Annotated in this window: 43 protein-coding genes and 1 tRNA gene; 29 read left to right on the top strand and 15 right to left on the bottom strand. The window is 35.7% G+C overall.

Annotated elements, in window-relative coordinates; all coding sequences use genetic code 11:
• Window positions 1-22: 22 nt before the first annotated feature.
• The 23 genes from K5782_RS00540 to K5782_RS00430 all read left to right on the top strand — a co-directional run bounded on the left by K5782_RS00540 (window position 23) and on the right by K5782_RS00430 (window position 11,126).
• Window positions 23-1,015 (top strand): 50S ribosomal protein L3, encoded by a 993-nt coding sequence (locus tag K5782_RS00540; protein ID WP_007550459.1) that lies wholly within the window; start codon window positions 23-25, stop codon window positions 1,013-1,015.
• Window positions 1,015-1,827, top strand: coding sequence for a 50S ribosomal protein L4 (gene rplD, locus K5782_RS00535; protein ID WP_297463046.1), 813 nt, complete (start codon window positions 1,015-1,017; stop codon window positions 1,825-1,827). The genes K5782_RS00540 and rplD overlap by 1 nt, the downstream gene beginning before the upstream one ends.
• A complete protein-coding gene (locus K5782_RS00530) occupies window positions 1,824-2,090 on the top strand; it encodes a 50S ribosomal protein L23 (protein WP_297463044.1) in 267 nt (88 codons plus the stop codon). Before rplD ends, K5782_RS00530 begins: the two co-directional genes overlap by 4 nt.
• Window positions 2,087-2,530, top strand: a complete 444-nt coding sequence (locus tag K5782_RS00525; protein WP_366069270.1) for a 30S ribosomal protein S19 — start codon at window positions 2,087-2,089, stop codon at window positions 2,528-2,530. Before K5782_RS00530 ends, K5782_RS00525 begins: the two co-directional genes overlap by 4 nt.
• A gap of 5 nt (window positions 2,531-2,535) precedes the next feature.
• Window positions 2,536-2,994 (top strand): 50S ribosomal protein L22, encoded by a 459-nt coding sequence (locus K5782_RS00520; protein WP_297463042.1) that lies wholly within the window; start codon window positions 2,536-2,538, stop codon window positions 2,992-2,994.
• Window position 2,995: 1 nt separating this feature from the next.
• Window positions 2,996-3,751, top strand: a complete 756-nt coding sequence (locus K5782_RS00515; RefSeq protein WP_007550453.1) for a 30S ribosomal protein S3 — start codon at window positions 2,996-2,998, stop codon at window positions 3,749-3,751.
• Window positions 3,748-3,951 (top strand): 50S ribosomal protein L29, encoded by a 204-nt coding sequence (gene rpmC / locus K5782_RS00510; protein WP_007401547.1) that lies wholly within the window; start codon window positions 3,748-3,750, stop codon window positions 3,949-3,951. The genes K5782_RS00515 and rpmC overlap by 4 nt, the downstream gene beginning before the upstream one ends.
• Window positions 3,948-4,214 carry a ribonuclease P protein subunit gene (locus K5782_RS00505; protein ID WP_297463041.1) on the top strand — a complete coding sequence of 89 codons (267 nt, stop codon included), beginning with the start codon at window positions 3,948-3,950 and terminating at the stop codon, window positions 4,212-4,214. The genes rpmC and K5782_RS00505 overlap by 4 nt, the downstream gene beginning before the upstream one ends.
• A complete protein-coding gene (locus tag K5782_RS00500; protein WP_007550450.1) occupies window positions 4,211-4,534 on the top strand; it encodes a 30S ribosomal protein S17 in 324 nt (107 codons plus the stop codon). The genes K5782_RS00505 and K5782_RS00500 overlap by 4 nt, the downstream gene beginning before the upstream one ends.
• Complete coding sequence (locus K5782_RS00495) at window positions 4,534-4,956, top strand: 50S ribosomal protein L14 (protein ID WP_007550449.1); 423 nt, start codon at window positions 4,534-4,536, stop codon at window positions 4,954-4,956. Before K5782_RS00500 ends, K5782_RS00495 begins: the two co-directional genes overlap by 1 nt.
• Before the next feature lies 1 nt (window position 4,957).
• The gene (gene rplX / locus K5782_RS00490) at window positions 4,958-5,455 is read left to right on the top strand and encodes a 50S ribosomal protein L24 (RefSeq protein WP_297463038.1); all 498 of its coding nucleotides are present in this window, start codon (window positions 4,958-4,960) and stop codon (window positions 5,453-5,455) included.
• Window positions 5,455-6,171, top strand: a complete 717-nt coding sequence (locus tag K5782_RS00485) for a 30S ribosomal protein S4e (RefSeq protein ID WP_297463035.1) — start codon at window positions 5,455-5,457, stop codon at window positions 6,169-6,171. The genes rplX and K5782_RS00485 overlap by 1 nt, the downstream gene beginning before the upstream one ends.
• Before the next feature lie 4 nt (window positions 6,172-6,175).
• Window positions 6,176-6,697, top strand: coding sequence for a 50S ribosomal protein L5 (locus tag K5782_RS00480; protein WP_297463033.1), 522 nt, complete (start codon window positions 6,176-6,178; stop codon window positions 6,695-6,697).
• Complete coding sequence (locus K5782_RS00475; RefSeq protein ID WP_007550443.1) at window positions 6,697-6,876, top strand: 30S ribosomal protein S14; 180 nt, start codon at window positions 6,697-6,699, stop codon at window positions 6,874-6,876. The genes K5782_RS00480 and K5782_RS00475 overlap by 1 nt, the downstream gene beginning before the upstream one ends.
• Window positions 6,877-6,881: 5 nt before the next feature.
• The gene (locus tag K5782_RS00470; protein WP_297463030.1) at window positions 6,882-7,274 is read left to right on the top strand and encodes a 30S ribosomal protein S8; all 393 of its coding nucleotides are present in this window, start codon (window positions 6,882-6,884) and stop codon (window positions 7,272-7,274) included.
• Window positions 7,264-7,824 carry a 50S ribosomal protein L6 gene (locus K5782_RS00465; protein ID WP_297463028.1) on the top strand — a complete coding sequence of 187 codons (561 nt, stop codon included), beginning with the start codon at window positions 7,264-7,266 and terminating at the stop codon, window positions 7,822-7,824. Before K5782_RS00470 ends, K5782_RS00465 begins: the two co-directional genes overlap by 11 nt.
• 24 nt (window positions 7,825-7,848) lie before the next feature.
• Complete coding sequence (locus K5782_RS00460; protein WP_007550440.1) at window positions 7,849-8,136, top strand: hypothetical protein; 288 nt, start codon at window positions 7,849-7,851, stop codon at window positions 8,134-8,136.
• Window positions 8,137-8,206: 70 nt separating this feature from the next.
• Window positions 8,207-8,280 (top strand) — tRNA-Asn (locus tag K5782_RS00455).
• Between the two features lie 188 nt (window positions 8,281-8,468).
• Complete coding sequence (locus K5782_RS00450; RefSeq protein ID WP_048109673.1) at window positions 8,469-8,708, top strand: hypothetical protein; 240 nt, start codon at window positions 8,469-8,471, stop codon at window positions 8,706-8,708.
• 44 nt (window positions 8,709-8,752) lie between these two features.
• The gene (locus K5782_RS00445) at window positions 8,753-8,977 is read left to right on the top strand and encodes a hypothetical protein (protein ID WP_297463026.1); all 225 of its coding nucleotides are present in this window, start codon (window positions 8,753-8,755) and stop codon (window positions 8,975-8,977) included.
• 137 nt (window positions 8,978-9,114) lie between these two features.
• Complete coding sequence (locus K5782_RS00440) at window positions 9,115-9,564, top strand: DUF2299 family protein (protein ID WP_297463660.1); 450 nt, start codon at window positions 9,115-9,117, stop codon at window positions 9,562-9,564.
• Between the two features lie 674 nt (window positions 9,565-10,238).
• Window positions 10,239-10,724 carry a DUF4352 domain-containing protein gene (locus tag K5782_RS00435; RefSeq protein ID WP_297463023.1) on the top strand — a complete coding sequence of 162 codons (486 nt, stop codon included), beginning with the start codon at window positions 10,239-10,241 and terminating at the stop codon, window positions 10,722-10,724.
• A 90-nt stretch (window positions 10,725-10,814) separates the two neighbouring features.
• Window positions 10,815-11,126: a hypothetical protein gene (locus tag K5782_RS00430; RefSeq protein WP_297463021.1), complete on the top strand. Its 312-nt coding sequence runs from the start codon at window positions 10,815-10,817 to the stop codon at window positions 11,124-11,126.
• 82 nt (window positions 11,127-11,208) lie between these two features.
• Here K5782_RS00430 and K5782_RS00425 read toward each other — a convergent pair whose 3' ends face one another.
• The 11 genes from K5782_RS00425 to K5782_RS00375 form a co-directional block, all read right to left on the bottom strand.
• On the bottom strand, window positions 11,209-11,616 hold the full coding sequence (locus K5782_RS00425) for a PPOX class F420-dependent oxidoreductase (RefSeq protein ID WP_297463658.1): 408 nt from the start codon (window positions 11,614-11,616) through the stop codon (window positions 11,209-11,211).
• 92 nt (window positions 11,617-11,708) lie between these two features.
• On the bottom strand, window positions 11,709-12,227 hold the full coding sequence (locus tag K5782_RS00420) for a winged helix-turn-helix domain-containing protein (RefSeq protein ID WP_007550433.1): 519 nt from the start codon (window positions 12,225-12,227) through the stop codon (window positions 11,709-11,711).
• A gap of 387 nt (window positions 12,228-12,614) precedes the next feature.
• Complete coding sequence (purC, locus tag K5782_RS00415) at window positions 12,615-13,439, bottom strand: phosphoribosylaminoimidazolesuccinocarboxamide synthase (RefSeq protein ID WP_297463017.1); 825 nt, start codon at window positions 13,437-13,439, stop codon at window positions 12,615-12,617.
• 38 nt (window positions 13,440-13,477) lie between these two features.
• Window positions 13,478-13,864: a hypothetical protein gene (locus K5782_RS00410; RefSeq protein ID WP_297463015.1), complete on the bottom strand. Its 387-nt coding sequence runs from the start codon at window positions 13,862-13,864 to the stop codon at window positions 13,478-13,480.
• Between the two features lie 31 nt (window positions 13,865-13,895).
• On the bottom strand, window positions 13,896-14,174 hold the full coding sequence (locus K5782_RS00405) for a DUF427 domain-containing protein (RefSeq protein ID WP_297463013.1): 279 nt from the start codon (window positions 14,172-14,174) through the stop codon (window positions 13,896-13,898).
• A 42-nt stretch (window positions 14,175-14,216) separates the two neighbouring features.
• A complete protein-coding gene (locus tag K5782_RS00400; protein ID WP_297463010.1) occupies window positions 14,217-14,471 on the bottom strand; it encodes an Lrp/AsnC ligand binding domain-containing protein in 255 nt (84 codons plus the stop codon).
• Window positions 14,464-15,897 (bottom strand): amidophosphoribosyltransferase, encoded by a 1,434-nt coding sequence (locus tag K5782_RS00395; protein ID WP_297463008.1) that lies wholly within the window; start codon window positions 15,895-15,897, stop codon window positions 14,464-14,466. The genes K5782_RS00400 and K5782_RS00395 overlap by 8 nt, the downstream gene beginning before the upstream one ends.
• Entirely contained in the window at window positions 15,890-18,055 is a 2,166-nt protein-coding gene (gene purL / locus K5782_RS00390; RefSeq protein WP_297463006.1) for a phosphoribosylformylglycinamidine synthase subunit PurL, read from the bottom strand. Before purL ends, K5782_RS00395 begins: the two co-directional genes overlap by 8 nt.
• Complete coding sequence (gene purQ / locus K5782_RS00385; RefSeq protein ID WP_297463004.1) at window positions 18,052-18,732, bottom strand: phosphoribosylformylglycinamidine synthase subunit PurQ; 681 nt, start codon at window positions 18,730-18,732, stop codon at window positions 18,052-18,054. Before purQ ends, purL begins: the two co-directional genes overlap by 4 nt.
• Window positions 18,733-18,816: 84 nt before the next feature.
• A complete protein-coding gene (gene purS / locus K5782_RS00380) occupies window positions 18,817-19,080 on the bottom strand; it encodes a phosphoribosylformylglycinamidine synthase subunit PurS (RefSeq protein WP_297463656.1) in 264 nt (87 codons plus the stop codon).
• Window positions 19,081-19,126: 46 nt separating this feature from the next.
• Window positions 19,127-19,339: a hypothetical protein gene (locus K5782_RS00375; RefSeq protein ID WP_297463002.1), complete on the bottom strand. Its 213-nt coding sequence runs from the start codon at window positions 19,337-19,339 to the stop codon at window positions 19,127-19,129.
• Between the two features lie 144 nt (window positions 19,340-19,483).
• Here K5782_RS00375 and K5782_RS00370 point away from each other — a divergent pair, with 144 nt between their 5' ends.
• Both K5782_RS00370 and K5782_RS00365 read left to right on the top strand, forming a co-directional pair.
• Window positions 19,484-19,669: a hypothetical protein gene (locus K5782_RS00370; protein ID WP_297463000.1), complete on the top strand. Its 186-nt coding sequence runs from the start codon at window positions 19,484-19,486 to the stop codon at window positions 19,667-19,669.
• A gap of 25 nt (window positions 19,670-19,694) precedes the next feature.
• Window positions 19,695-19,949, top strand: a complete 255-nt coding sequence (locus K5782_RS00365; protein WP_297462998.1) for an Lrp/AsnC ligand binding domain-containing protein — start codon at window positions 19,695-19,697, stop codon at window positions 19,947-19,949.
• Window positions 19,950-19,963: 14 nt separating this feature from the next.
• On the opposite strand, the gene K5782_RS00360 is transcribed toward K5782_RS00365, so the two are convergent.
• Complete coding sequence (locus K5782_RS00360; RefSeq protein WP_297462996.1) at window positions 19,964-20,749, bottom strand: SIMPL domain-containing protein; 786 nt, start codon at window positions 20,747-20,749, stop codon at window positions 19,964-19,966.
• 92 nt (window positions 20,750-20,841) lie between these two features.
• Here K5782_RS00360 and K5782_RS00355 point away from each other — a divergent pair, with 92 nt between their 5' ends.
• Genes K5782_RS00355 through K5782_RS00340 form a run of 4 tightly spaced genes read left to right on the top strand, consistent with a single transcriptional unit; the run spans window position 20,842 to window position 23,182 of the window.
• A complete protein-coding gene (locus K5782_RS00355) occupies window positions 20,842-21,636 on the top strand; it encodes a winged helix-turn-helix domain-containing protein (RefSeq protein WP_297462993.1) in 795 nt (264 codons plus the stop codon).
• A 33-nt stretch (window positions 21,637-21,669) separates the two neighbouring features.
• A complete protein-coding gene (locus tag K5782_RS00350) occupies window positions 21,670-22,134 on the top strand; it encodes a hypothetical protein (RefSeq protein WP_297462990.1) in 465 nt (154 codons plus the stop codon).
• 28 nt (window positions 22,135-22,162) lie between these two features.
• Window positions 22,163-22,954: a twin-arginine translocase subunit TatC gene (tatC, locus tag K5782_RS00345; RefSeq protein WP_297462988.1), complete on the top strand. Its 792-nt coding sequence runs from the start codon at window positions 22,163-22,165 to the stop codon at window positions 22,952-22,954.
• Window positions 22,955-22,981: 27 nt separating this feature from the next.
• Entirely contained in the window at window positions 22,982-23,182 is a 201-nt protein-coding gene (locus K5782_RS00340; RefSeq protein WP_297462986.1) for a twin-arginine translocase TatA/TatE family subunit, read from the top strand.
• On the opposite strand, the gene K5782_RS00335 is transcribed toward K5782_RS00340, so the two are convergent.
• From K5782_RS00335 to K5782_RS00325, 3 genes are read right to left on the bottom strand one after another with little or no spacing between them, the layout of a single operon-like run.
• The gene (locus K5782_RS00335; protein WP_297462984.1) at window positions 23,179-23,601 is read right to left on the bottom strand and encodes an SRPBCC family protein; all 423 of its coding nucleotides are present in this window, start codon (window positions 23,599-23,601) and stop codon (window positions 23,179-23,181) included. The genes K5782_RS00340 and K5782_RS00335 overlap by 4 nt on opposite strands.
• Window positions 23,602-24,165: a UbiX family flavin prenyltransferase gene (locus tag K5782_RS00330; protein WP_297462981.1), complete on the bottom strand. Its 564-nt coding sequence runs from the start codon at window positions 24,163-24,165 to the stop codon at window positions 23,602-23,604. It abuts the gene before it with no gap.
• A gap of 59 nt (window positions 24,166-24,224) precedes the next feature.
• Window positions 24,225-24,362 carry a hypothetical protein gene (locus K5782_RS00325; protein WP_297462979.1) on the bottom strand — a complete coding sequence of 46 codons (138 nt, stop codon included), beginning with the start codon at window positions 24,360-24,362 and terminating at the stop codon, window positions 24,225-24,227.
• Window positions 24,363-24,364: the final 2 nt, after the last annotated feature.

Here is a 24,364-nt window from a genome sequence, read left to right as displayed (position 1 = left end):
TGAAGACGACTTCGATTTAACCATGGGTCATCGAAAATACGCGCAACCACGTAGAGGTAGCGCAGCATACTATCCAAGAGGACGTGCCAAAAGTATGGAGGCACGTATCAGAACATGGCCAAAAAACAATTCTGATGAACCAAAAATTTTAGCACATTGCGGTTTCAAAGCAGGCTGTGTTCAACTAGTTACCATCGATGATCGTGAAAAGACTCCAAATGCAGGAAAACAACTTGTAAGTCTTGGAACAGTGTTAGTAACTCCACCAGTTTCAATATTAGGAGTTAGAGGGTATTCAAAAGATCATTATGGATTACATGCAGAATTTGACGTATATGCAAAAGAATTTCCAAAAAATATCTCTAAAGAAATTAATTTTAAAAATAAAGAAGGTGCAATGGAAAATGCAGAAAAAATACTTGGCAGGGTCAAAGAAATTTTTGCAATAGTTGCTGTATCTCCACGTGATGCGGGATTAGAACAAAAAAAGCCATACATCTTTGAAGCATTAGTTAGCGGCGGTGACATCAAAAAACAATTTGCACATGTAAAAGAACTGTTAGGAAAAGAAATTAAAATTGATCAAATTTTTGAAACAGGAGCAACAATCGATGTCGCAGCAATTACAAAAGGTAAAGGGTGGCAAGGAGTCATACAAAGATTCGGAGTAAAGAAAAAACAACACAAATCAAGAAAAACAGTTAGAGAAGTTGCATCACTAGGTCCAATTTCACCAGCTAGTGTCATGTATTCAGTTCCAAGAGCAGGTCAAATGGGATTTCATCAAAGAACAGAATACGACAAAAGAATAATGGTAATTGGCAATACAGAAAATAATCAAATAAAAATAAATCCAGACGGGGGTTACAAACACTTTGGTTTAGTAAAAGGAGATTTCATTATTCTAAAAGGCTCAGTTCCAGGAACATATAGAAGATTAATCAAGCTAAGAAGTCAAATTAGAAACGCACCAGTAAAAATCACCAAGCCAAATATTTTGGAGGTAGTAATCTGATGAAAACATCATTATTAACAATAAAGGGAACCAAAGATAGTGAAGTTGAATTGCCACTAATCTTTTCAACTCCATTTAGAGCAGAGCTTATTCACAAAGCATTTACAAATTTGACTTCACATAAATTCCAACCACAGGGAAGACATCCAACTGCAGGTATGGATGTAGTAGCAAGATCAAACGATCCTCCAACAGGACAGCACCAAGCACGTATTGCAAAGATGAAAGGTGGCGGTGGTGGAAGACAAGGTCAAGCAGGTGGTGTTGCTTCAGTAAGAGGTGGTAGACAAGCTCATCCTCCAATAGTAGACAGAGTGATTTTTAAGAAATTAAACAAGAAAGAAAACAAGCTAGCATTTTGTTCTGCAATAGCTGCAACTGCTTCAAAAGATTTGGTAAAATCAAGAGGCCACAAAATAGAAGGCATCGAATCATTCCCAATTGTTGTTACAAATGACATTGAATCAATTTCAAAAGCAAGCGATATTTTCAAAGTGTTAGAAGATCTAAAATTAATGAAAGACGTAGAAAGACTTCAAGCAAGAAAACCACGTACTGGAAAATCATCACTTAGAGGCCGAAGTAAAAAGGTTGGAAAGAGTGTATTGTTTGTCACAAAAGATGCATCAAAAATAAGCAAAGCCTGCGGGGCATTACCAGGAGTCGAAGTAAGATCTGTAAAAGAATTAAGCGTATTAGATTTGGCACCAGGTTCCGATCCAATTAGATTAACAGTGTATTCAAAAGCAGCAATTGAAGAGATTGCAAAGATAAAATCAACACATCTAGAATTAATGGTGAAAGTAAGATGAATGTAGATCAAGCAAGTAAAATTATTTTGAAACCATACATTACTGAAAAAACATTTGCAATGGTAGAAAATGAAAGCAAAATTTGCTTTATTGTAGATAGATCAGCCAGCAAACCACAGATAATTGAAGCTGTAAGTGCATTATACAATCAAAAAGCTACTCAAGTAAACACAGCAAGAACAATTTACGGTAAAAAGGCATTTGTTCAATTTGAAAGTACAGAAAAAGCCAGAGACTTGGCCACAAAGATAGGAATGCTATAATATGGACAATAAGGCTTCATCAATACAAAGAGAGGATAAGTAAAATGGTCAAAGAATTTCTATATCGAGGATTACCAAAAGAGGAGCTAGACAACATGTCACTAGAGAAATTATTTTTAATATTTAATTCCAGACAAAGACGTTCACTTACACGTGGAATTACAGATGACAAGAGAAAACTTATTGAAGAAATAAAATCCGCAAAAGCTGGAAAAACAAAAAATCCAATCAAAACTCATTCTAGAGATTTAATTATTCTACCATACATGGTAGGTGTTACAGTAAATATTTTTTCAGGAAAAGAATTCACTCCAGTTTTAATTAAAACTGAAATGATAGGACATTATCTTGGAGAATATGTCATAACAAACAAAAGAGTTCAACATGGTGCACCAGGTGTCGGCGCATCAAGATCCAGTCTCTACGTACCATTAAAGTGATTGTCATGGGCAGATTCAAATACGCATTCCAAAATTTTGACGCAACTAAACATGTTCGTTCTTCACTAAGAGAAAAAGACATTTCACATAAACATGCACGTGAAGTAGCTGTTGCAATTAAAGGACTTTCAATTGAAAAAGCCAGAGATTATCTTCAAGCAGTAGTCAATAAAGAAAGAGCAATAGCATTTAGAAGATTCAACAATCAAGTCGGTCATAGATCAGATCCAGGAATGATGTCTGGTCGTTATCCACAAAAAACAGTAAAAGAATTCATCAAAGTATTAGATAATTTAGAATCAAATGCAGAATACAAGGGAATGGATTTAGATAGATTAAAAATTGTAAACGCAACAGTTCACAAAGGTGTGATTGTAAAACGATTTATTCCAAGAGCAATGGGAAGAGCCACTCCAAAAAATAATGTGTTAACACATGTAGAATTGGTGGCGCAGGAGATATAACATGTCAGCTGTAAAAAATGTAATTAAAGACAACTACAACATGATGCTTCTCAAAGATTACTTGAGAGTAGCAATTAAAGATGCAGGATTTTCACATGCAGAAATTTCAAAAACACCAATGGGAACAAGAGTCGCATTACATGTAACACGACCTGGAATAGTTATTGGAAGAAAAGGTTCTGGTATTAGAGAATTAACAGATAAGCTTGCAACTGATTTTAAATTAAAAAATCCACAGATATCAGTAGTTGAAATAGCAAAACCAGAGCTATCACCAAGTGTAATGTGCAACAGAATGGCATCACATTTGGAACGAGGTACTGCATTTAGAAGAGCTACAATGTGGACATTAAAACAAATTATGGATAATGGAGCCATGGGAGTTCAAATTACAATCTCAGGAAAACTACGTGGGGATCGTTCAGCATTTGAAAAACACAGTGCAGGAATTTTACCAAGAGCAGGACATCATGCAGAGGTAATTGTTGATGAGGATATTGCACACGTTAAAACTGCAATGGGGTTAATCGGAATTAGAATAAGAATTGCAATTAATGAAAAATTCGTTCCAGAATTTGAACTAAAAACACAAAAACCAAAGAAAGCAAAACAAATCAAAGATAAAGACACCGGAAAGATGAGAGACGAAACAGAAGTAGAACGCAAAGCAAGAACAGAATCAGAACAAATTGCAATTGAAGAAGAAAAGATGAAAGAGCTTGAAACACTAGAAGAAGAGGAGGCAAAACTACTATGACTCGACTATCGATGAAAACAATCAGAGAGTTAAATGAAAAAGATCTTAAAAGTAAAATTCAAGAAACAAGAAGTGAACTTGCAAAACTAAGAGTAGACGGTTCAAAAGGAACATTAAGAAAAGAAAGTGGAAAATTAAAACCATTAAGACACGACATTGCAAGAATGATGACTAGAGTAAATGAGTTGAAAAAGAAATGATTACAGAGCAAAACATAACATCACATGAATTAATTGGATTACACACAGAGATCATTGAATCATCTAATTCACAAATTATAGGATTAAATGGAACAATTACAGATGAAACAAAATCAATGATAATAATGGATACCAAAAATGGAACTAAAATGATTGCAAAATCCAACAATAGTTGGAAATTTACCTTAGACGGCAAAGACATCATTGTAAACGGCATGCAAATTTCAAAAAGATCATTTGATAGAATAGGAGGAAGGGCATGACATTAAACATTGGATTAAAAGTAAAGGCTCCAAGCAGAGAATGTACAGATGCACATTGTCCATTTCATGGAAAACTATCAGTTAGAGGAAAATTATTTGATGGTAAAGTTACAAGCAACAAAGCAAAACAGACAATCACATTACAAAAAGAATCACCAATTTACTATCTAAAATTCAAAAGATATGCAAGAAGTAAAAACACAATTCATGCACATGTACCAGAATGCATCGATGTTCAAACGGGTGATCATGTATTGACTGCAGAATGCAGACCAATATCAAAATCAGTATCATATGTAGTAGTAGAGGTTAAAGCATAATGGCAAAACAAGCAGGAAAAGGGGTATCAGAATTTCGTCCTCGAGTAACAAAAGCAATTCCAATAGGAGCACAAATAGTATGTGCTGACAACACAGGTGCAAAAATTCTAGAAATTGTTATGGTACAAAGACATCATACAAGACACGCGCAATTAGCAGCTGCGTCAGTTGGAGACTTTTGCAATGTTGTTGTAAAAAAAGGTCCTGCAGAATTAAGAAAGCAGGTATATGGTGCAGTAATAATTAGACAGAAATATGCAGTTCGTAGATTAAACGGTGTAAGAGTGTGCTTTGAAGACAATGCAGCAGTTTTGATTACTCCAGAAGGAGAAGTCAAAGGAACTGACATCAAAGGACCAGTCGCAGCAGAAGCTTCAGAAAAATGGCCAAGAGTAGCTAATTTGGCATCAATGGTGGTATAAAATGAAACCAACAAAGATGCGTAACAGCTTGATTTACAGGGCAACATTCCATACTAGAAGTAAACAACTTGGAAGTCAATTATCAGATGATCTTCGTAAAAAATATGGTAAAAAAAGTGTCAGAGTAATTGAAGGTGATAGCATAAAAATTGTAAGAGGAGAGTTCAAAGGAGTTGATGGAAAAGTATCAAAAGTTTTTACTAAGAAAAGCAGCGTAGCTATAGAAGGAGTTAAAAAAGAAAAGACAAAGGGAGATAAATTTGATGTCTACATACATACATCAAATCTTGTAGTTACAGGATTAAACACAGATGACAAATGGAGAGTTGCAAAATTAGAAGGCAAAAAACCAACTGAAAAACCAAAAGCAGTAGAAGAAAAGCCTACAAAAAAAGAAGAGACGACCGAAAAACCAAAAGCAGTGGAAAAAACAAAGAAAGAAGAGACAACTAAAGAAACATTAGTACCTAAAAAAGGAAAAAAGGAAGTTGAAAAATAATGGTTAGCATATCTGGAAGTAAAAAACTCAAAAGACAAATGGCTCCTCAATTCTGGGGAATTAAGAGAAAAGACAAACGATTTGTAATTACAGTTAGACCAGGACCACATAAAAAAGAATATTCAGTACCAACTGCAGTATTTCTAAGAGACGTATTAAAAATTGTAACAACATTAAGAGAGGCAAAAGCAGCAATCTATTCTGGCAAAGTGAAAATCGATGGAGTTGTTAGAAAATCGCTTCACCATGCAATTGGATTAATGGATGTTGTAGAGTTAGAAAATGTTCCAGAAGTTTATCGTCTAGTTCCAATGGAGGGAAAGTTACTAAAACCATTACAGATTAAAGAATCAGAAAAAACAAAAAAGCTAGTCAGAGTTACAAGTAAAACAACAATTAGCAAGGGCAAAATGCAAATAGGATTTCATGACGGTCGTTCAACAATTTCAGATATCAAAGTAAATGTTGGAGACACATGCTTAATTCAAATTCCAGATCAAAAAATTCTTGAAGTTATAAAATTGGAAAAAGGTGCACATGCTTTGGTTACTCGTGGGATTAACGCAGGACAGATGGGAACAATTGAAACCATTGAAGAAGGAACTTACATTTTACCTAAACGTGTAGTGCTAGTTTTAGGTGATAGAAAGATCGAAATTCCAACAGACATCATACTATTAGTAGGAAAACAGGAGCCTCTAATTCAAATAAAGTGATCATATGTCCCAAATATCAGAATCCCCAATGAAGAAAATAACTTTAGAAAAAGTTGTCCTAAACATGGGTTTAGGAAAATCGGGTGATATTATCGTAGTAGCAAAAAAAGCACTGGATCATATTTCAGGTAAAAAATCATCTGCACGTGAGGCAAAAGAAACACAAAGAGAATGGGGAGTCAGACAAGGAGAACCAATCGGAGTTGCAGTTACAGTAAGAGGACAAGATGCACGTGATTTGTTAAAACGATTACTTGATGCAAAAGCTAATCAGATAAACGGCAAATCATTTGATAATTTCGGAAACTTTTCATTTGGAATTAAAGAACACATCGACATACCTGGAGTAAAATATGATCCACAAGTTGGAATTTTAGGTCTAGGAGTTTCAGTGACTTTAACAAGACCAGGATATGGAATTAGAAAAAGAAGTAAACACAAAGCAAGTGTTGGAAAATCACACACGATTAAAAGTCAGGAAGCAAAGGATTATCTAGTTAAGGAGTTTGGAGTCACGATAGTATAATGGCAAAAGACAGATCATATGAAGCAACTGGAAGAAAGAAACACGATTTTGGAAGAGGTTCTAAGTGGTGTAAACGATGTGGAGATTATACAGCTGTAATTCAAAAATATGAGTTAATGTTATGCAGACGATGCTTTAGAGAAGTAGCAACATCTTTAGGTTTTAGGAAAAATATGTGATATAAATGCCAGCACAAAACATCTTAGCAAATCTATTTGTAACTTTATACAATAATGAAGCAAGAAGAAAAAGCAATTGCATAATTCTTCCAACTTCAAAGTTAGGAATTGAAGTACTCAAAACACTTCAAAAAGACGGATATATTGGAGAGTTTGAACATATTGACGATAAAAGAGGCGGAAAATTCAAAATTGAATTGTTAGCAAAAATTACAAAATGTGGCGCAATTTCACCAAGATTCAAAGTAAAAAATACAGAGTATAATGACTGGGAGCAACAATACTTACCAGCTTACAACAGAGGAATGCTACTAGTAACAACAAATCAAGGAGTCATGTCACACCATGATGCCGTAAACAAAGGATTGGGAGGATTTTTGATAGGATATGTCTACTGAGCAAATTGAAAAATTCCAAGAAGTGGTAGATATACCAGCAGGAGTAAAAATAACATTAAAGAAAAACATGATGCATTTTGAAGGCCCACTAGGTAAAACTCACAAAAACTTCAGAAACATTCCAGTAAACATTGAAATCAAAGAAGGTAAAGTCATACTAAAATCACAAGGGTATAGAAAAAGAGATTATTCCATACTACATACTGCAAGATCAATTATCAGAAATCTTTGTGAAGGTTTGGTAGTTGGATATACGATTAAAATGAAAATAGCATTTGCACACTTTCCAATCACGGTAAAGGTACAAGACAGAACTGTTTTAATTGAAAACTTCCAAGGAGAGAGATCATCTAGAATTACAAAAATCATAGGAAACACAAAAGTAGTTCCAAAAGGAGAAGACGTGATTTTAACAGGAGAGGTATGGAATCACATTACTCAAACAGCTGCAAACATAGAACTTCGCAGCAAAGTAAAAGACAAAGATCACAGAGTCTTCTTAGATGGCGTTTACGTATATGAGAAGAAAAAAGGAATAGAAAAGAAATAGATTTTCAAATATTAATTATATCTCATGACCCTTGATCCTGAATTTTCAAAACAAACTTCATCATTAATTGAACAAACTTTAGAGTTATACAAAACAGCTGGCGCATCACCAAGAGTAGGAGAACTTTGGAATTGTCAAAACGTTGGAGATTTTCTTTGTGGGTTTTTTGTTGGAGAGATGGTAGGTTCTGCACTAAGTGCATTTCAAATTGTACATAAACGTGAACCAACAGCAGATGAACACATGGAGATAATCGAATTAGTTGAAAATCATTCCAAAGAGATTAAAGAATTCTTTGCAAAATTCAACTAAAGACATTCAAGTTTAAGATAAATTCGATGGGCGCAAGGATTAAATCGCTTTTACTAAGGTACAAACTTGTGCCTCCCTAGCTCAGCGTGGTAGAGCATCCGACTGTTAATCGGATGGTCATCAGTTCAAGTCTGATGGGAGGCGCTTCTTATCTCTAGTCTCAAATTTTGAAATCTATTGCATCATATTATGATAAAATAACACATATCATTTACAATGTTTCTAAATTCGAATTTAGAAACATTGATCGATTGACACTATTTGGTTTACTCTATTAGACAGGTTAGATCTAATAGATGATCGCATATCTAGTATAATGCAGGAGGATTACATTGGTCAGAACTAGAAGGGCCAACAGATATTGTGTTGACTGTGGGGCCAGACTGGTGTATTATCCAAGATTATCTAACCCAAAAGCGCCAAATGAACACAGAGTACTAGTATATGCATGTCCTGATTGTACCGAGGATTTTGAAAAACCAAAAATGTTCTCAATTAGACGAAACCAGGTAGACGATCCTCTTGAGACAGTTGAGATAGAGATAACTCAAATCCAGAAAAAAACTGGTTGAAAATGAAGGAATTTTATTAGCAGATTTACAAGGTTGAAAACAAAATGGAAAATGTAAAACCTAGAAGCAACGGATGGTATGCTTTACCGGTATTCTTAGGATGGATTGGCGGATTAATTGCATATTTTATTTTGCGACGCGATGATCCTAGAAAAGCAAAAAATTGCTTGTATTTGGGGATAATTTTAGGAATTGTTGGATTAATTCTCAACATCATAATCATTGCACAGATGCCAGAGTTTACGCCATCTTTTAATGCCAATATCTAAAAAATATGCGTAGAATATCCATTGCAAACAGGCATAGATTTTGATTATTTCTAAATTCGAATTTAGAAATATTGTAAATTCAGACAGGCAGATATTAGAATTTAGAATCATATAGAACTAGTCGGAGATATGAAATGATGGGCACCTCAAGAATGCGAGATAATGTGGAAAGATGGTTAATTCATGAAGGGCTATCATTTGAGGATATGAAAAATACCGAAAACACATTTCAAATCCTAGTAAAGCATGCAGGAAAATACGGAATTCCCGCGGAAATTTTTGAACCAAAATCTCAACCAGGGATAATCGTTGTAGGTGCAAAAGTGATAATGAAAGATAATCAAATTTCAAGATACTTGGGATTTACAGAAGATGAGAAAGAAAAATTTGAGAGAAGAGTTGCAGAATATTGTAACTCGATACAAGCAATTAATCGAATTGTTACTGAAGATGGTAAGCAAAAGGTAGGGGTATTTGTCGTATTAGATGACAAAGATAACATAAACCAGCAAACTGTCTTAGATGCACTAAGTAGAGTATCAGAATTGCATGAAAAAACATCTAGATTTTTGATGAAAACTTTCTAGTCGAATCATCTTTCAAGATGTCAAATAGATGATTTTTAGACAAATAATCTCATTTAGACTACAAAATTAAAAAATTACACAAATTCTTGAATTTATCAAAATTACGCCTACGCGTTAAACCCCCCTTGAAAAATAGTATGTTTAGTCATAACGTGATTTTATCAAAAATGGTCGTTTTAATGGGGGGGTTAACACTTGTGCCTAGCGGAGAAAAGCAACCACAAAACCACCTAGATGTCCCACCTAAACATGTGCCATCTTTTATTGTCGTGCGTAAAAGCTAAACCCCCAAAAATTCATGCTAAAAACAGAAAAAAATGGTTGAAAAAAGGACCAATTCCTCAGAAATGAGAACAAAAAAATCCCAAGGTCTTGATCATTATACCTATCATAAAATGACAAATAATCATGTGTATGTAATCGATAAAAACACTCAATCATTGAATCGATACAGCAAAAATTAACGGGACTGCAATTATTCCAAAAATTACTGCAATTTTCACATAGTCCTTCTTTTCAAGGGGCTTGAACCTTCCCATAATATCCACTCCATTCTAGCATATTTTTAATTCATGTGGTAAATTCCAGAGAATATGCCAATCTTGATCTAATTAGGGGGGGTATTTTCGACATTTTACGCTGCAACTATATACTAAATTTTTATAGATTACATAATGGCCCGAATTGGCATCATTATCGTGATTGTGGGAATTATAATTTCGATGGGAGCTGCCATGTACATGTATACTCAATATCAGACCAATTTCATCATTGGAAAATCAGGTGAAGCAGTGACAGTAGGACCTGTCGAATATATTGTAACTTTTGATGGAACACATGAAGGAAACAAGGAAAGAATACCTGAAAATACATTTGTGAAGATCAAAATTATTGCAAAAAACATTAGCAATGAAGACACACGAATTTCAGGAGGTCAATTTTACATTGTTGATGAAAAACAACAAAATCACCGAGCAGTATATGGAAAGTTTTCTGCAGATGATCTGCTAGATCACATATTAGAGCCAAACAAACCGGTAATGTTCACTACACAATTTGACATTCCATATGATGAACAAAACCAATACAGCATAACAATTCGTCCAACAAAAATACAATCAACAACAGATACAGCTGTGATTTGCATCACTAATTGCTGATCGCAAAAAAAATATTGTCAAATTTTACTAGCACTGAGGTAATAATGTGTGACTTTAACCATATAACATCTATGAAAAAAGAATCTAGTCATGGCCACATCCAAAGCCAAAAGAGCAGAAGCAGCTAAAAAAGCAGCACGAACAAGAAAAAGAAATGCCGCTAAAAAAGCAGCTGAAGTCGCAAAAATGGCAGCAAGAAGAAAACGAAGCAGAGCTGCCAAAAGAGCAGCCGCATCTCGTAAGAGAGCAGCTCCAAAAAGAAGAACTGCCGCTAAGAGAGCAGCTCCAAAAAGAAAAGCAGCTCCACGTAGAAAGGCAGCTTCAAGACGTAAAGCTCCAAAAAGAAAAGCAGCTAAACGAAGAGCAGCTCCAAAAAGAAAAGCAGCTAAACGAAGACGATAGTCTGCTTTCTTACCTTTTTTCCATTTTATTTTGATGTCAAAACAAAATGTTTCTAAATTCGAATTTAGAAATATATAATTTGTTACTCGTCATTCATTTTTAATTCAGGCAAGACAAAAACACGTTCTGGTTTTATTTTAAGAATAATTCTTTTTTCATCTTCTCTTTTGAATGGATAGTGAGTTTTCCCCATGTATTGCTGAGTTAATTTGTCTGCATGTACATAATCATAATCAGGAATTATTTTTTCAACTTTTCCGCGAATTGTTGTCATGTCAAGTGGATTGTTACTTCCTACAACAGATACTGCAACTCGAGGATCACGCAAAACATTTTTGTGTTTTACTCTTCCCTCAGCAGTATTAACATAAACATAATCAGAATCGCAGTTAGCCCACACAGGGGAGAGTTGAGGGGAACCATCTTTCATCAAAGTTGCAATAAACACGATATTTTTTTGCTGAAATAATTTTACAACTTTTTCTTCCAATTTCATCTCAATTTCACTGATTTATGTTGATCCTTATCATAGTTTTTTGATCGACTCTTCAAATTACCGCAAATAGTTGGAAAGTCATTGTACTATTCATGATCCTTGCTAGAATTCTCCATGATGTTAGTCATCGCACGATTCATGATTTCCATTACCAGGTACTGTGAATAGTCAGCAGAATTTCCACCCTTGGCTTTTTTTGTTTTTGCGGTCTTTGGAGTAATAGATCTGAGAATTTTTTCAATCTTAACAGATGTGTTGTCAATAACCTTTGAATATTTTGAATCAAAATCATCAGGGGCTGCATATCCCAATAATTTTGTAGAAGTGCTGTAAAATTTTGTGATAGCACCACGTGATTCCTCAATCTTGGCAATTTCAATTAATCCGGCTTCTTTTAGAATATCAAGATGATGACGAACAGTTGTCAGGGCTTTTTTGTATCCTGTCTTTTTTAGCTCACTTGAAATCTGGTCTGCAGATAATGCACGATGGTACAGAATTTCAATGATTTTCGAGCGTGCAGGGTCTTCAATTGCACGTGCGTGTTGGACGCTTGTTGTAAGAATTCGATTTACTTTGATTTCCTTCTCTAGTAGTGTAGACATGCTGTTTACTCCTAATACTTTGATCTAAAAGATCCACGTATCATATTTTTTTGTCTAATCGCATCAATTTTTTTTTGTTATCACAATAGTGATACTCCTACCATAAGACAATGACCGCTATCAGATTTACTGTAGCATATACAAAAATATTGTTAGCACTACAACATTTATCATTACCACTACTATCTAGATGATATCGGTATCATAATTATAACACCACTACAAATATTTTAAAAAAATAGCAAAAATAAAAAATTTGAAAAAGATATGTCAGAAACATGTAGAGATATGACAAAAATGAATATCTGTAAAATCAATCAAGTAGTGAATTCGAGTTGGGAGTTAGGACATAATCAATATCCAGTCACAATAAAAAAATTATTTGTGTTATAGAGAATGGCCAGTTAATTTTTCATATGCCATGACGTATCTGTTTGTCATCTTTTGAATAATCTCAATTGGTATTGTAGGAGGCGTTGGTTCTTTACCTGCATCTCTTGCATTGTCGAATTGTTTTTGGTATCCATTTTCAGTTAACCAGTCTCGCAGTATCTGCTTGTCAAATGATTCTTGGGTTTTACCAACATGGTATGTCTCCTTTGGCCATAAACGGTATTCATCAGGACCAATAGAATCACCCAATGTTATTTTTCCATCCAAAATTCCAAACTCTAGTTTTAGATCAGCCAAAATAAATCCAGACTTGTCTGCTATCTCAGACATTTTTTTGTAAATCTCAATTGATGTTTTTTCAAGCCAAGAGTATTGTTCTTCATTTACTAGATTCATTTGCAATGCTTTTTGCTTATCAATTGGAATATCATGTTCTGATTTTGTGGTAGGATCAAAAATAGGCTCCAAGAGTTTAGCAGCAAGTGTAGTATCAGTGCCATTAGGTAATTTCACCTCGCCTTTTTTCCATCTGTTTATCAGACTGCCATAAAAATAGCCTCGAACAACACACTCTATTGGAAGCATCGTCATTTTTTTTACAAGAATCTCAGTGTCTGATTGTTTTTTTATAAAATGATTAGAAACAGGAAGTGCATTAAACCAAAATTCTGCAAATTTGCATAAAACCTCACCCTTTTTAGGAATATTTTCTTTAAACTTTACATCATATGCTGAAACCCTATCTGAGAACTTGAAGAGAAGGGTGCTTTCATCGACATCATACAGATCCTTTACCTTTCCAGATGTCAGAAATTTCACAGCCAGACTATATTTCGATTGGATTTAACTGCTCTGAATTAAGAGCCCATCATACCTACCATTTTTGGTAGTTCTCTATACGCCTTGCTTACAAAAATGTCATTATCTGCGTTTATCATTACAAACTGCATCGAGTTATCAGACGGAGGAGAAAGTATGATCTTTTCGCCAGGTTTGAGAGATTTGATATCAAGTGTATCACCATCTCCAAAATTCACATGAAGGTTAGTTAGTTGTTTTGAGCCAGTATTTTGAATAGTTATTCTGCCAGTTACAAAGAGACTTTGTTTGTCAATAATTGGATCCACATAGAGACTATACTCTTGCGTTGATATTGACAGTTTTCCAATATCTAATCCAAAAATTATTGCCATGATTCCAATCGAGCCGCCAATTATGGCAATCAAAACAGTGTATGATTTCACTGAAGATGTATTGGTTTTCTAATAATTAAGATTATTTTATCTCAACACCGTTCCAAAATGCTACCATTCCTTTGATCTTTTTGGCAGCGTCATTTGGATTTTCATAATACCATGCACAGTCTTTGTTAGTTTTTCCATTGATTGTTACAGAGTAATAATTTGCCATTCCTTTCCATCCACAAAAAGTAGTCAATTCTGTTTTTTTGAAATATTCTGATTTTATCGAACTTGATGGAAAATAGTGATTTCCCTCAACTATTACAGTATCATCACTTTCAGCAATTACAACATTATTCCATATTGCTTTCATGATATAATTTCATTAAAAACAATATTTAAAGAAAGACCAAAATTATTTTTTGTCTTGTTCTGGGATTACTGACAAAGTAGTAGTAGAAATTACGTGTTTTACTTTTCTAATATTTTTTGTAATTGTGTCTTCTAGTTCTTTTGATGTCTTTGCCTCTACTTTGACAAAAATATCATAAACACCAAATGTTCCTCTTGCCTCTTTTACATTATCAATTTTTAGCAACTCACCCATTACGTCCATCTCATGGGCTACCTGACTTTTTACTAGAACATATGCGGTTTCCAACTTATTCACCCTTCATCTCAAGACGTGTTTTAAACTCTGGCGTAATTCCTAGCGAGTCATAGTTTCCAGACGAGCATGTAAAACACATTGAATCTTTAGGGATTCCAACTGCCGCTGCTAAATTTTCAGCATCATTATACCCCAAAAAGTCAGCACCGATACTTTTTCGCACCATTTCAGTCAATTCAACATCATCCATCTCCTTTCCGTCAGAAAATGTAGCCAACTCATCTTGAGAGGGAAAGTCAATTCCAGCATAACATGGAAATTTGATTGGAGGGTATGTAATCACCATACTGATTTTTTTTGCACCAGCTCGTCTTAGTGCTTGAATAATTGCCTTTGAGCTAGTTCCCCGGACTAGACTATCATCGATTACTACTACATGTTTTCCTGCAATGATTTCTTTAATTGGAATAATCCATCTGTTAATTTCAATTCTATCGCTTTGGTGTGGTTCAATAAAACTACGAAGTGGTCCTTTCTTGCTGTATCTGTCTTTGAGTAATCCTTCATCAAAAGTAATTCCCAACTCTTGAGCATATCCCAAAGCTGCAGGTCGTGCAGAATCTGGAACTGGGATTACAAGGTCTGCATCTCTTATTGGAAATTTCTTTGCCAAAAATCGTCCAATATTTTTTCTAGATATGTAGATGTTTGCACCTTCCATGTTACTTGAGGGATGTGCAAAATATGTAAATTCAAAAGAGCAGTGAGCCCTTGACGTGTCTTCTGAGAACCTCTCAGTCTCTAATCCGTTTTTGCTAAGTTTGATAAGCTCACCTGGAATTACATCGCGTTGCATTTTTGCACCAACTGCAGAAACCGCAGATGATTCAGATGCTACAATGTATGTGTCATCTGATTCTTTGTACCCCAAAACCATTGGTCTGAATCCTTTAGGATCCCTTGCTGCAAATACTGAATTATCATCAGAGATAAATGTAAAACAATAAGAGCCAACCATCTCATTTTTTAGAATCGATAATGCTTTTCCCATCTGGCCATTCTCAGAAATTAATGATACTAGTCTTTGTGCTGCAACCAAAGTATCACTGGCATTTTGTGGAGTAAATGAACAGCCGCCTACCAAATTTGATAGTTCTTGTACATTTGCAATTGTTCCATTATGAGCTATGCATAGATCCTTTACTTTGAGTGGTTGTGCATTTTCAAGAGTACTTCGTCCCATTGTAGAATAACGCACATGACCAATAACTGCAGGAGAAGCATATTCCTCGCAGATTTTTTTAAACTCTGAAGATGCTCCAGAAACAAGCCCCAATCTTTTTAGCGGTTCTTTGTTTGGAATTGCGATACCCCAAGCCTCTTGACCTCTATGCTGTAAAGCCCTTAGTGCATCAATTGCCATCGGAACAACATTAGTTCCACTAAGACTAAAAATTCCAACTACGCCACAATTCTCCTTAACCATGAACTACCAACTCCCTTAACGAATTAAACCAAGTTTTTTGAGCCTTATCAACTCTTAGATCTATGATCGGTTTGTTTGCTTTGTTTAGTTTGATGTTTTCACCGCCAAATGTTCCAATCATTTTGTAAGATACTTTGCTTTTTTTGAGAATATCATCTAGTTTTTTGAGATTTTTCTTGTCTACAACTAGGAGATATCTTGAATGAGTTTCAGAAAACAATACTCTGTCAACTTCAAGTTTTGGGCCAGGTATCTTTTCAAGTGATACGTTGCATCCAATTTGATAGGTCATGCAAAGTTCTGAAACGGCAACTGCAAGGCCGCCTTTGGAGCAATCATGTGTTGCCTTTAGCAGTCCTTTACCAATCACATTCAACACCACATCCATGTGAGATTTTGATTCTGCAAAATTTACAACTGGACATTTTCCGCCAACAAACTTGTGGACATACTCAAAATATTCAGAGCCACCCATCTCATCTTTAGTATCTCCAATTATCACAAGAGTATCACCAGCATCTATCTTATGAGAGAACAGTGGTGCCTTGTCAATCAAGCCCAAGATTCCAATTATAGGGGTAGGCTTTATCGGACCAGTTGGAGTCTCATTGTACAGACTGACCTTTCCGCCAACACATGGAATTTCAAAGTATTTTGCAAAATCAGTAATTCCTTTTAATGATTCTAAAAATGTCCAAAAGATTTCAGGATCTTCTGGATTTCCAAACTGCAAATGATCAAGCATTCCAATTGGTTTTGCACCAGTACAGACAACATTTCTGCATGCTTCTTCAAAGCACCCGATGGCACCCTCCCTTGGATTGATGTAGCAATGCTTTGGATTTCCATCAATTTTTGCAGACAAAAATTTACCATTATCTAATCTAAGAACAGAAGCATCCTTGCCAGGTTTTACAACAGTTCTAATTCCTACCTCATGATCATATTGGCCATACACCCAAATTTTGCTAGCAATGTTTGGAGATGCAAGAAATTTCATCATCATTTTTGAATAATCAGAAATTGGTTTGAGTTTCTTTTCTTGTTCTATCTTTTCTAGATATGCGGGTTTTTTTGATGGTCTGTCTAAAAGCTTGGCATTTGCAACAACGTCAGTTGGAAGGTTTGCACATGTCTTGCTGCCTTGCTTTACATGCATCATATTATCAAAAGTTACATGACCAATTACAGAACAAGATATGCGAAATTTCTTGCAGATTTCTTGCAGTTTTTTTAGTTTCTCTTTATTTGTAACAATTAGCATTCTCTCCTGAGATTCAGATACCATTATCTCATCGGGGTTCATGTCAGACTCTCTGGTGTGAACCTTGTTTACATCCATCTCAATTCCAATAGATAGGGCATCGGCAGTTTCAGAAACTGCACATGACAGTCCACCGCCACCAAGGTCCTTCATTGCATGAATTAGTTTCTGATTTCTTGCCTCAAGAATTGCCTCAATGATTAATTTTTCAATAAATGGATCTGGGATTTGTACTGCTGATCTGTTTTCAGACTCTAAAGAATCAGATGCAAACTGAGAGCCGCCTATTCCGTCTCGTCCAGTAGAGCCGCCAAGTAATACGACAATGTCGCCTTTTTTGGCATGATTTTTTATCAGATTTGATTTCTTGCCAAACCCAATTGCTGCAACATCAACTAGGGCGTAATTTGTATAGCATTGATCAAATTCAACCTCACCACCAATTGTTGGAATTCCAAGACAGTTTCCATAATCTGCAATTCCGGTAACTGCATTTTTAAAAAGCCATCTTGCTTGCAAGTCTTTTTCAATGTCTCCAAACCTCAGACCATCAAAGATTGCAATGGGTCTGGTTCCAGCAGACAAGATATCTCGGATAACACCACCAACACCAGTTGCAGCACCACCATAAGGCTCAACTGCAGATGGATGGTTGTGACTTTCAATGTGAGCTGTAATTACATAGCCATCTCCAACATCAAGAACTCCTGAATCATATCCCTTTTCAGAAATTACTAAAGGTCCTTTCATTGGTAACATTTTGAGATGTTTCTTTGATGACTTGTATGAGCAGTGCTCTGACCATTCAGCAGCTACAATTTGTAATTCTGTGGATGTCGGCTTTCGTCCAATCTTAGATGTAAGGTCATCTAGTTCTTGGGGTTCTAGACTCAACTTTTAACACCAATTGTTTTAATCAGTGATTCAAAAATTAGAGAAGACGGTTTATTGTCAATTGGATTAATTGCAGATTCTGCTGCTCTTTCTGGATGAGGCATCATGCCAACAACATTTCCATCCTCGTTGCAAACGCCGGCTATTCTATCAGTTGAGCCGTTTATCACTTGCTCGTATCTAAAAACAATTTGATTATTTTTCTTTAATTTTTTTAGCGTATCATCATCGACGTAATATCTGCCCTCGCCATTTGCAATTGGGATGGGAATCTTTTGATTTAGTTTCAATTTGTTTGTAAATGGAGTCTTGTTGTTTTCAACTATCAAATTAGTCCAGCCACACATAAAATTCAGCGAAGTGTTTTTGAGCAATGCACCTGGAAGCAAGCCTGCCTCAACTAGAATTTGGAATCCGTTGCATACGCCCAAAATAGGGATTCCTTTGTCAGCCATCTTTCTCACATCATTAATTATAGGACTATGAGCTGCAATTGCCCCAGACCTTAACCTGTCACCATAAGAAAATCCACCTGGAAGAATTACAGCATCAATGTTTTTTGGCAATCCTTTTTCATGCCAAAAATACTGGGCATCCAGATTAAAAACATCAGTTAACACATGATACATGTCACGATCGCAATTACTTCCTGGAAAAACTATTACCCCTACCTTCACACTTTGATTTATCGACAGAGATATTTAATTTGAGTCTAGTCAAAAAACCCAAAAATCAACAATTAGTAGATCGCTGTTTGCAATTTAGGATGCATCAAAGACATCAATTGTGACTTTGCTTACCATTGGATTGTAGATTCTTAGTTCGTCACATATTTTCTGAACCTTTGATTGTGCAGATTTTTTGTCTTTTTCTTTAATTGTAAATTTTAGCATCTTTGCAGTCTTTATTTTAGATATTGAAGAGTCCCCGCCTTTTAGTACCAAGTCATTTAGAATTGTCTCACCCTCAGGATCGCTGATGCCGGGTTTGTTTTCAATTGTTACATGAACATTAAAGACAGCCAACACGTTGGAAAATCAAAAAGAGGTTAATCTATCTTCCTACAAGATTTCAAGGAATCGTTTTTTCAGCTTCTACAGCTGTCTTGTTTTCTATTACCGGTTTTGGGGTTGGCTTTTCTTTGGCATCAGATAATTTTTGTTTTGACTCAAAATCCTCAAATGCGATTTCAGCTTGATATGTCACAATTTGATGCAGTCCTGCCAATACTCCCAAAATAGCGAGTGCCCCAAGAACATACACGATAACTGTGGCTGATTTCAATAATTTTTTAAAAAAGTGTATGAACTTAAGGGTTTATGAATAATGATCGCATGCAAAAAAATCCCAATTACGGGAATTTCTAAAATCGTCTGTGACTATAGAAAATGACATCTAGTTAAATGCCGATACTCACCATACTAAAGTATGAGCTATTCGTTTGAAAACGATTCATTAAGAAACGAGGAACTATCAAGATCACTTGATTCCATTGTAAAGTGTTACAAATGTTTATCAAATGAGAATCTTTGCTGGTTTCATTCAGAATCTGTAAAGACAGTTCTGATTGGAGAAACTAAAGCAACAATATTCAAATTAAAAAATAACAGATAGATTATATCATAAAGACAACAATACTATGGTATTGCAAACTTACATTTTGCTTACTTGCAACCCAGGACATGAAAAGGAGGTAATCACTCACCTAAGAAGCATAAAGGGAGTAATTGAAGTAAATGGCATTTGGGGCAAATACGATATTTTTCTCAAAGTAGAACATGATGCAGAATTTGGACTAGATAGATTTGTAGAGATTCTAAGAAAGATGGAAAATATTACAAGCACGTACACCATGCCAGTCTTGTTCGGACAGGGCGGAAGCATAGACGATTAAAAAAAGAAAAAAAGTTAGTTGCTTCCAATTAGGAAGACAACGTTTACACTTGTATTGACATCTTGGTCAGATGAAAATATTGGTGTAGGGGCTGAGGATTTTGCAATTCCCTCACCATATGCCATGTCGTACATTGGCATTGGGTATGGTATTGAAAATTCAGATAAAGAGACTGCCTTTACTCCAATTATCTTGTAATTTAGTGGAGCGAGTGCCATTTCAGCTTTTGACTTTGCATTGAGAACTGCTTCTTCTAAAAGTTCATCTTTGAGATTTGATGCAAGTTCTGGAGATAGTGAAAAGTATACGCTATCTACTCTGTTCACACCTGCCTCAACTGCGCTGTCAATTATAGCAGCTAAACTGTTAAGCTTCTGAGTTTCAACATGAACGATGTTGCTTACTCTATATCCAATTAGTTCTTGGGTATATCTTCCAGTCTCCTTGTCCTGATAATTATCATATACAGGATAGATGTTAAACTGGGATGTACTGATCTCCGAATCAGTGATTCCTACTTGTTTTATTGCAGCAATCACTTTGTTCATCAATTCAGAATTTGAAGCCAGTGCATCTTTGGCAGTTTTTTCTTGAATTTCAACACCAAAACTAATGTTTGCAAGGTTTGGCTTTACGCTTGAGATTGCATTACCGGTAACTGAGATCACTTTTTCCCTTGATGGAAAAGGAGTGACTTCTTCTTGAGCTACTGCATTTGGGGTAACAGAGATTGCACCCACAGTAACAGAGACTACCAGTACAGCAATCATGGCTGTAAAGATTCGTTTTGAATGTTTCATGATTATACAATGAATAATTTTGTAGATAAGGTTTGATTAAATTTCAATTTAACGACAAGCATTATTAAGAGATTCAAAATTTTATTGGTTCAATGAAAGACGAAACTGGAGATGCTCTAAAAGATACTGAGGGAGATACAATAGGTATTGCAGACAGAGTCGAAATTTTATCCACCGAGGATTCAAAGCTAAAATCAATTGGCGAGATACTCAGCTCAGATTCTAGCAGGGCAATTTTAAAAATTTTATTTAATGATTCCTTAACTGCAAATCAAATATCACAAAAGACAGAAATCTCATTGCCACTTGTAATTTATCATTTAAAAAAGATGCAGGATGCAGGAGTAGTAAAGATTACCAACATTGGAAAAAACACAAAGTCTCATGACATGAAATTTTACACCGTGGACAAGCTTGCAATAGTCATCTTGCCTGCAATGATGTCAGAGCCTGCAAAAAAGAGCAAATCACTGTTTAATTCATTTACTAGAATTCACAGACTGGCAACACTTGGTGGCGCATCAATTGCTGCATGGTTTTCATCTCAACTAATTCAAAAAGGAAACGTGATGCCAGATGGAGATATGTCGGCAAATACATCAATGCCGCCAGATGTTCCAGAGATGGCATTCAAGTCAATTCCAGAAGAGTCTGCAGACGTAGCAATGGAATCAGTACCAGTAGACGAGATGGCAAGAATGACAGGAGAATCTGCAGATACAATGATGAAATCATCACCAATGATGGACACTACACCTATGACACAAGCATTTGATCCTATTGTCCAGATACTTTGGTCTGCAGTTACAGTTCTGATTGTAGTGGTTGCAGGACTAGTCATCGAAGTTATAATTACTAAACGACGCAAAAACATCGCCAAACATTGAAATTTATATCAGATTAGAAAAGCATACCACAGATTGTCAAGATCAAGATATTGGAAGATTACTCCAGACGAGATGGAGAAATTTGTATACAATGAAGAGAAACTGCTAAACTGGGAGATAAAGTGTGTAAGAGAGCCAGAGGTACAGGCAATCTTCATCGGTCTTTTCATGTATAGAAACGGTACGCCATACGATTATGAGTCAGTCAAGGGAATCACCTACTATCACAACAATATTCCAAGAAAGGAATTGCCATCAATTACCAGTTTTCTTCACGAAAAATTTGGAGGAAAAGAGATGGAAAAAGGTGAGAGAATATTTCTTAAAGATTCAAAGGAAATCTATTCTAGCAAAGACATTGCAGCTTTGGCAAAAAGCATGGAGCAGAAATTCAAGACAAAGGCAATCATATCCTTAGAGTTCCAAGACTTGAGTCTAGAGGAGCTCAAAAACGCAGGATTGCCTGAAGCAAAACTACTTCCAATTCCAGGCAAATAGATACATGTCAGTCTAGACGAAGACAGGTATGTCAGACATTCAAGAGATTAATGAACATCTAAAACAACTAAGAAAGATAGTTTTACGAATTGCAATATCAGTAGGTGTGATCACAATGTTTCTGATATCATTTCATGCAGAGCCAATTCAAATTAACGGAATTCAATTGTATTATCCAACTCCAGATCCGCTAAACAACATTGCAGCTCAGATAACAAATCACATGAGAGAAACTTTGGTTCCAGCAGATGTGCAGTTAATTCAGACAGCGCCAGGCCAAGCGTTCTTTGCTCAGATATACGTTGCAGCACTTACAGGAATTGTATTAAGCATGCCAGTTATCATTAGAGAGTTTGTTGCATTTATCACACCGGCACTAAAAGAAAAAGAGATCAAGATAGCAAGAAACATCTCGCTGCCTGCTTTGTTGTTATTTGTTGCAGGATGTATTTTTTCATATATTTTTGTAATCCCATACATCTTGGACTTTCTTTACACATACGGAGAGTCTGCAGGACTAGTTACGTTTCTAAATGTGATTGATTTTGTAACATTTGTTTTACAGTTTTTGTTGGCATTTGGCGTATCATTTCAGCTTCCACTTGTAATGTATGCCGTATCACGCATTGGAATAGTTGATTCAAAATTTTGGCGAAGTAACATAAGATATGCAATTGTTGCAATTGTCATATTTGGAGCTATTATCACTCCAGACGGAAGCGGTGTTACGATGTGGTTTATTGCAGGACCAATGATCGCATTGTACCTCATAGGCATGGCAGTAATTGAGCGCAGTGAGCGCAAAATGTCGAACATTTAAATCCAAAATCAACAATCAAGAATCAGAATGCTTGAAGGAGTTTCTAATTTCATCCAAGGTCAAGAATGGATATTTATCATAATTATTGCAGTAGTGTTTATTTTCGGTGCCAAAAAAATTCCCGAGCTTGCAAAGACTTTTGGAAAAGCAAAAGGGGAATACGAGAAAGGAAAGATTGAGGGTGAAAAAGAACTAAAAGACCTCAAAGATAAAGAAAAACTAGACTAGTTCTCAGCAATAATTGCAAGTTCATCAATCATTTTAGAATATTCTTTTGGAATCTTGTCTTTACCAAAACCAAGTTTTTTTATTCCTTTAAACTTCCAATCAATCTCCAAAATTAATTTTGTTCCGTTTGGAAGCTGGTCGTATCTTGTTGTGATATGAGTGCCCTTTGCATCCCCGCCAACAATGAATAGTTCGTGCAAAATTGGTTCGTCAGTTACATGCTTTGCCATGATTACAAATTCTTGCCCTCCAAGCATCAAGTGCTCTTCTACAAGGGAATTATTTCCCCTAACCGAAATGGTTCTAGTTGATGGATAGTATTGTGGAAGAATTTTTTGGAAATTTTCATAGTTTGTTGTAATGTCAAAAACTTTTTTTCTGTCAGCCTTTATGATCTTTTCAAAAACAACTCTTGCCAATTATAATTTGAAAGTACCCCAACGAGGGTATAAACCGTGCTCCAGATCAAACTGGTCCAAACACTTTCCAACTCCGTGATTTACGATATCGTCGATTGTTTTTGGTTTTGTATAAAATTCTGTCACTGGTGGCAGTATTACAACTCCAAGTCTTGACAACTTTAACATGTTTTCAAGATGGATTGCAGAAAGCGGGGTTTCCCTAACCATCAAAATTAATTTTCTAGATTCCTTAATTGTCACACCTGCTGCTCGTGCCACCAATGTGTCATCGTATCCATTTGCAATTGCAGACAATGTTTTCATGCTGCATGGTGCAACAATCATTCCGTCAACCTTGTGAGTTCCACTGGAAACGCTTGCTGCCATGTTTGATTCATCAGAAATCGTGGTTGCAAGTGACTTTACATAGCCAATCTGAAATTCTGTCTCCATTGCAAGACACTTGATTGCCCACTCTGACATTATCAGGTGAGTCTCGACTCCCAATTTTTTTAAGACTTCTAACAGGCGAACACCATAGATTACACCAGTACTGCCAGTAATGCCAACTATCAGCTTCATCGTAAACTATCTAATCGTTCATGGTATTTTATCTATTAGATAATACGATGATTTTAGCACTAGTTAGTCGGTGCCTCATCTGTAGTATCTAGTTTTTGCTGCTCTCGTCTTCTTTTTATCCACAAGGAGATTCCTCCAACTGCCATGGCAGTAAGCAAGATAACTCCAGCCATTTGCAATTCAACGGAATAAAACATAC

Source organism: Nitrosarchaeum sp. (assembly GCF_025699065.1).
Taxonomy (GTDB): Archaea; Thermoproteota; Nitrososphaeria; order Nitrososphaerales; family Nitrosopumilaceae; genus Nitrosarchaeum.
This window is presented reverse-complemented; position numbering and strand designations above follow the sequence as displayed.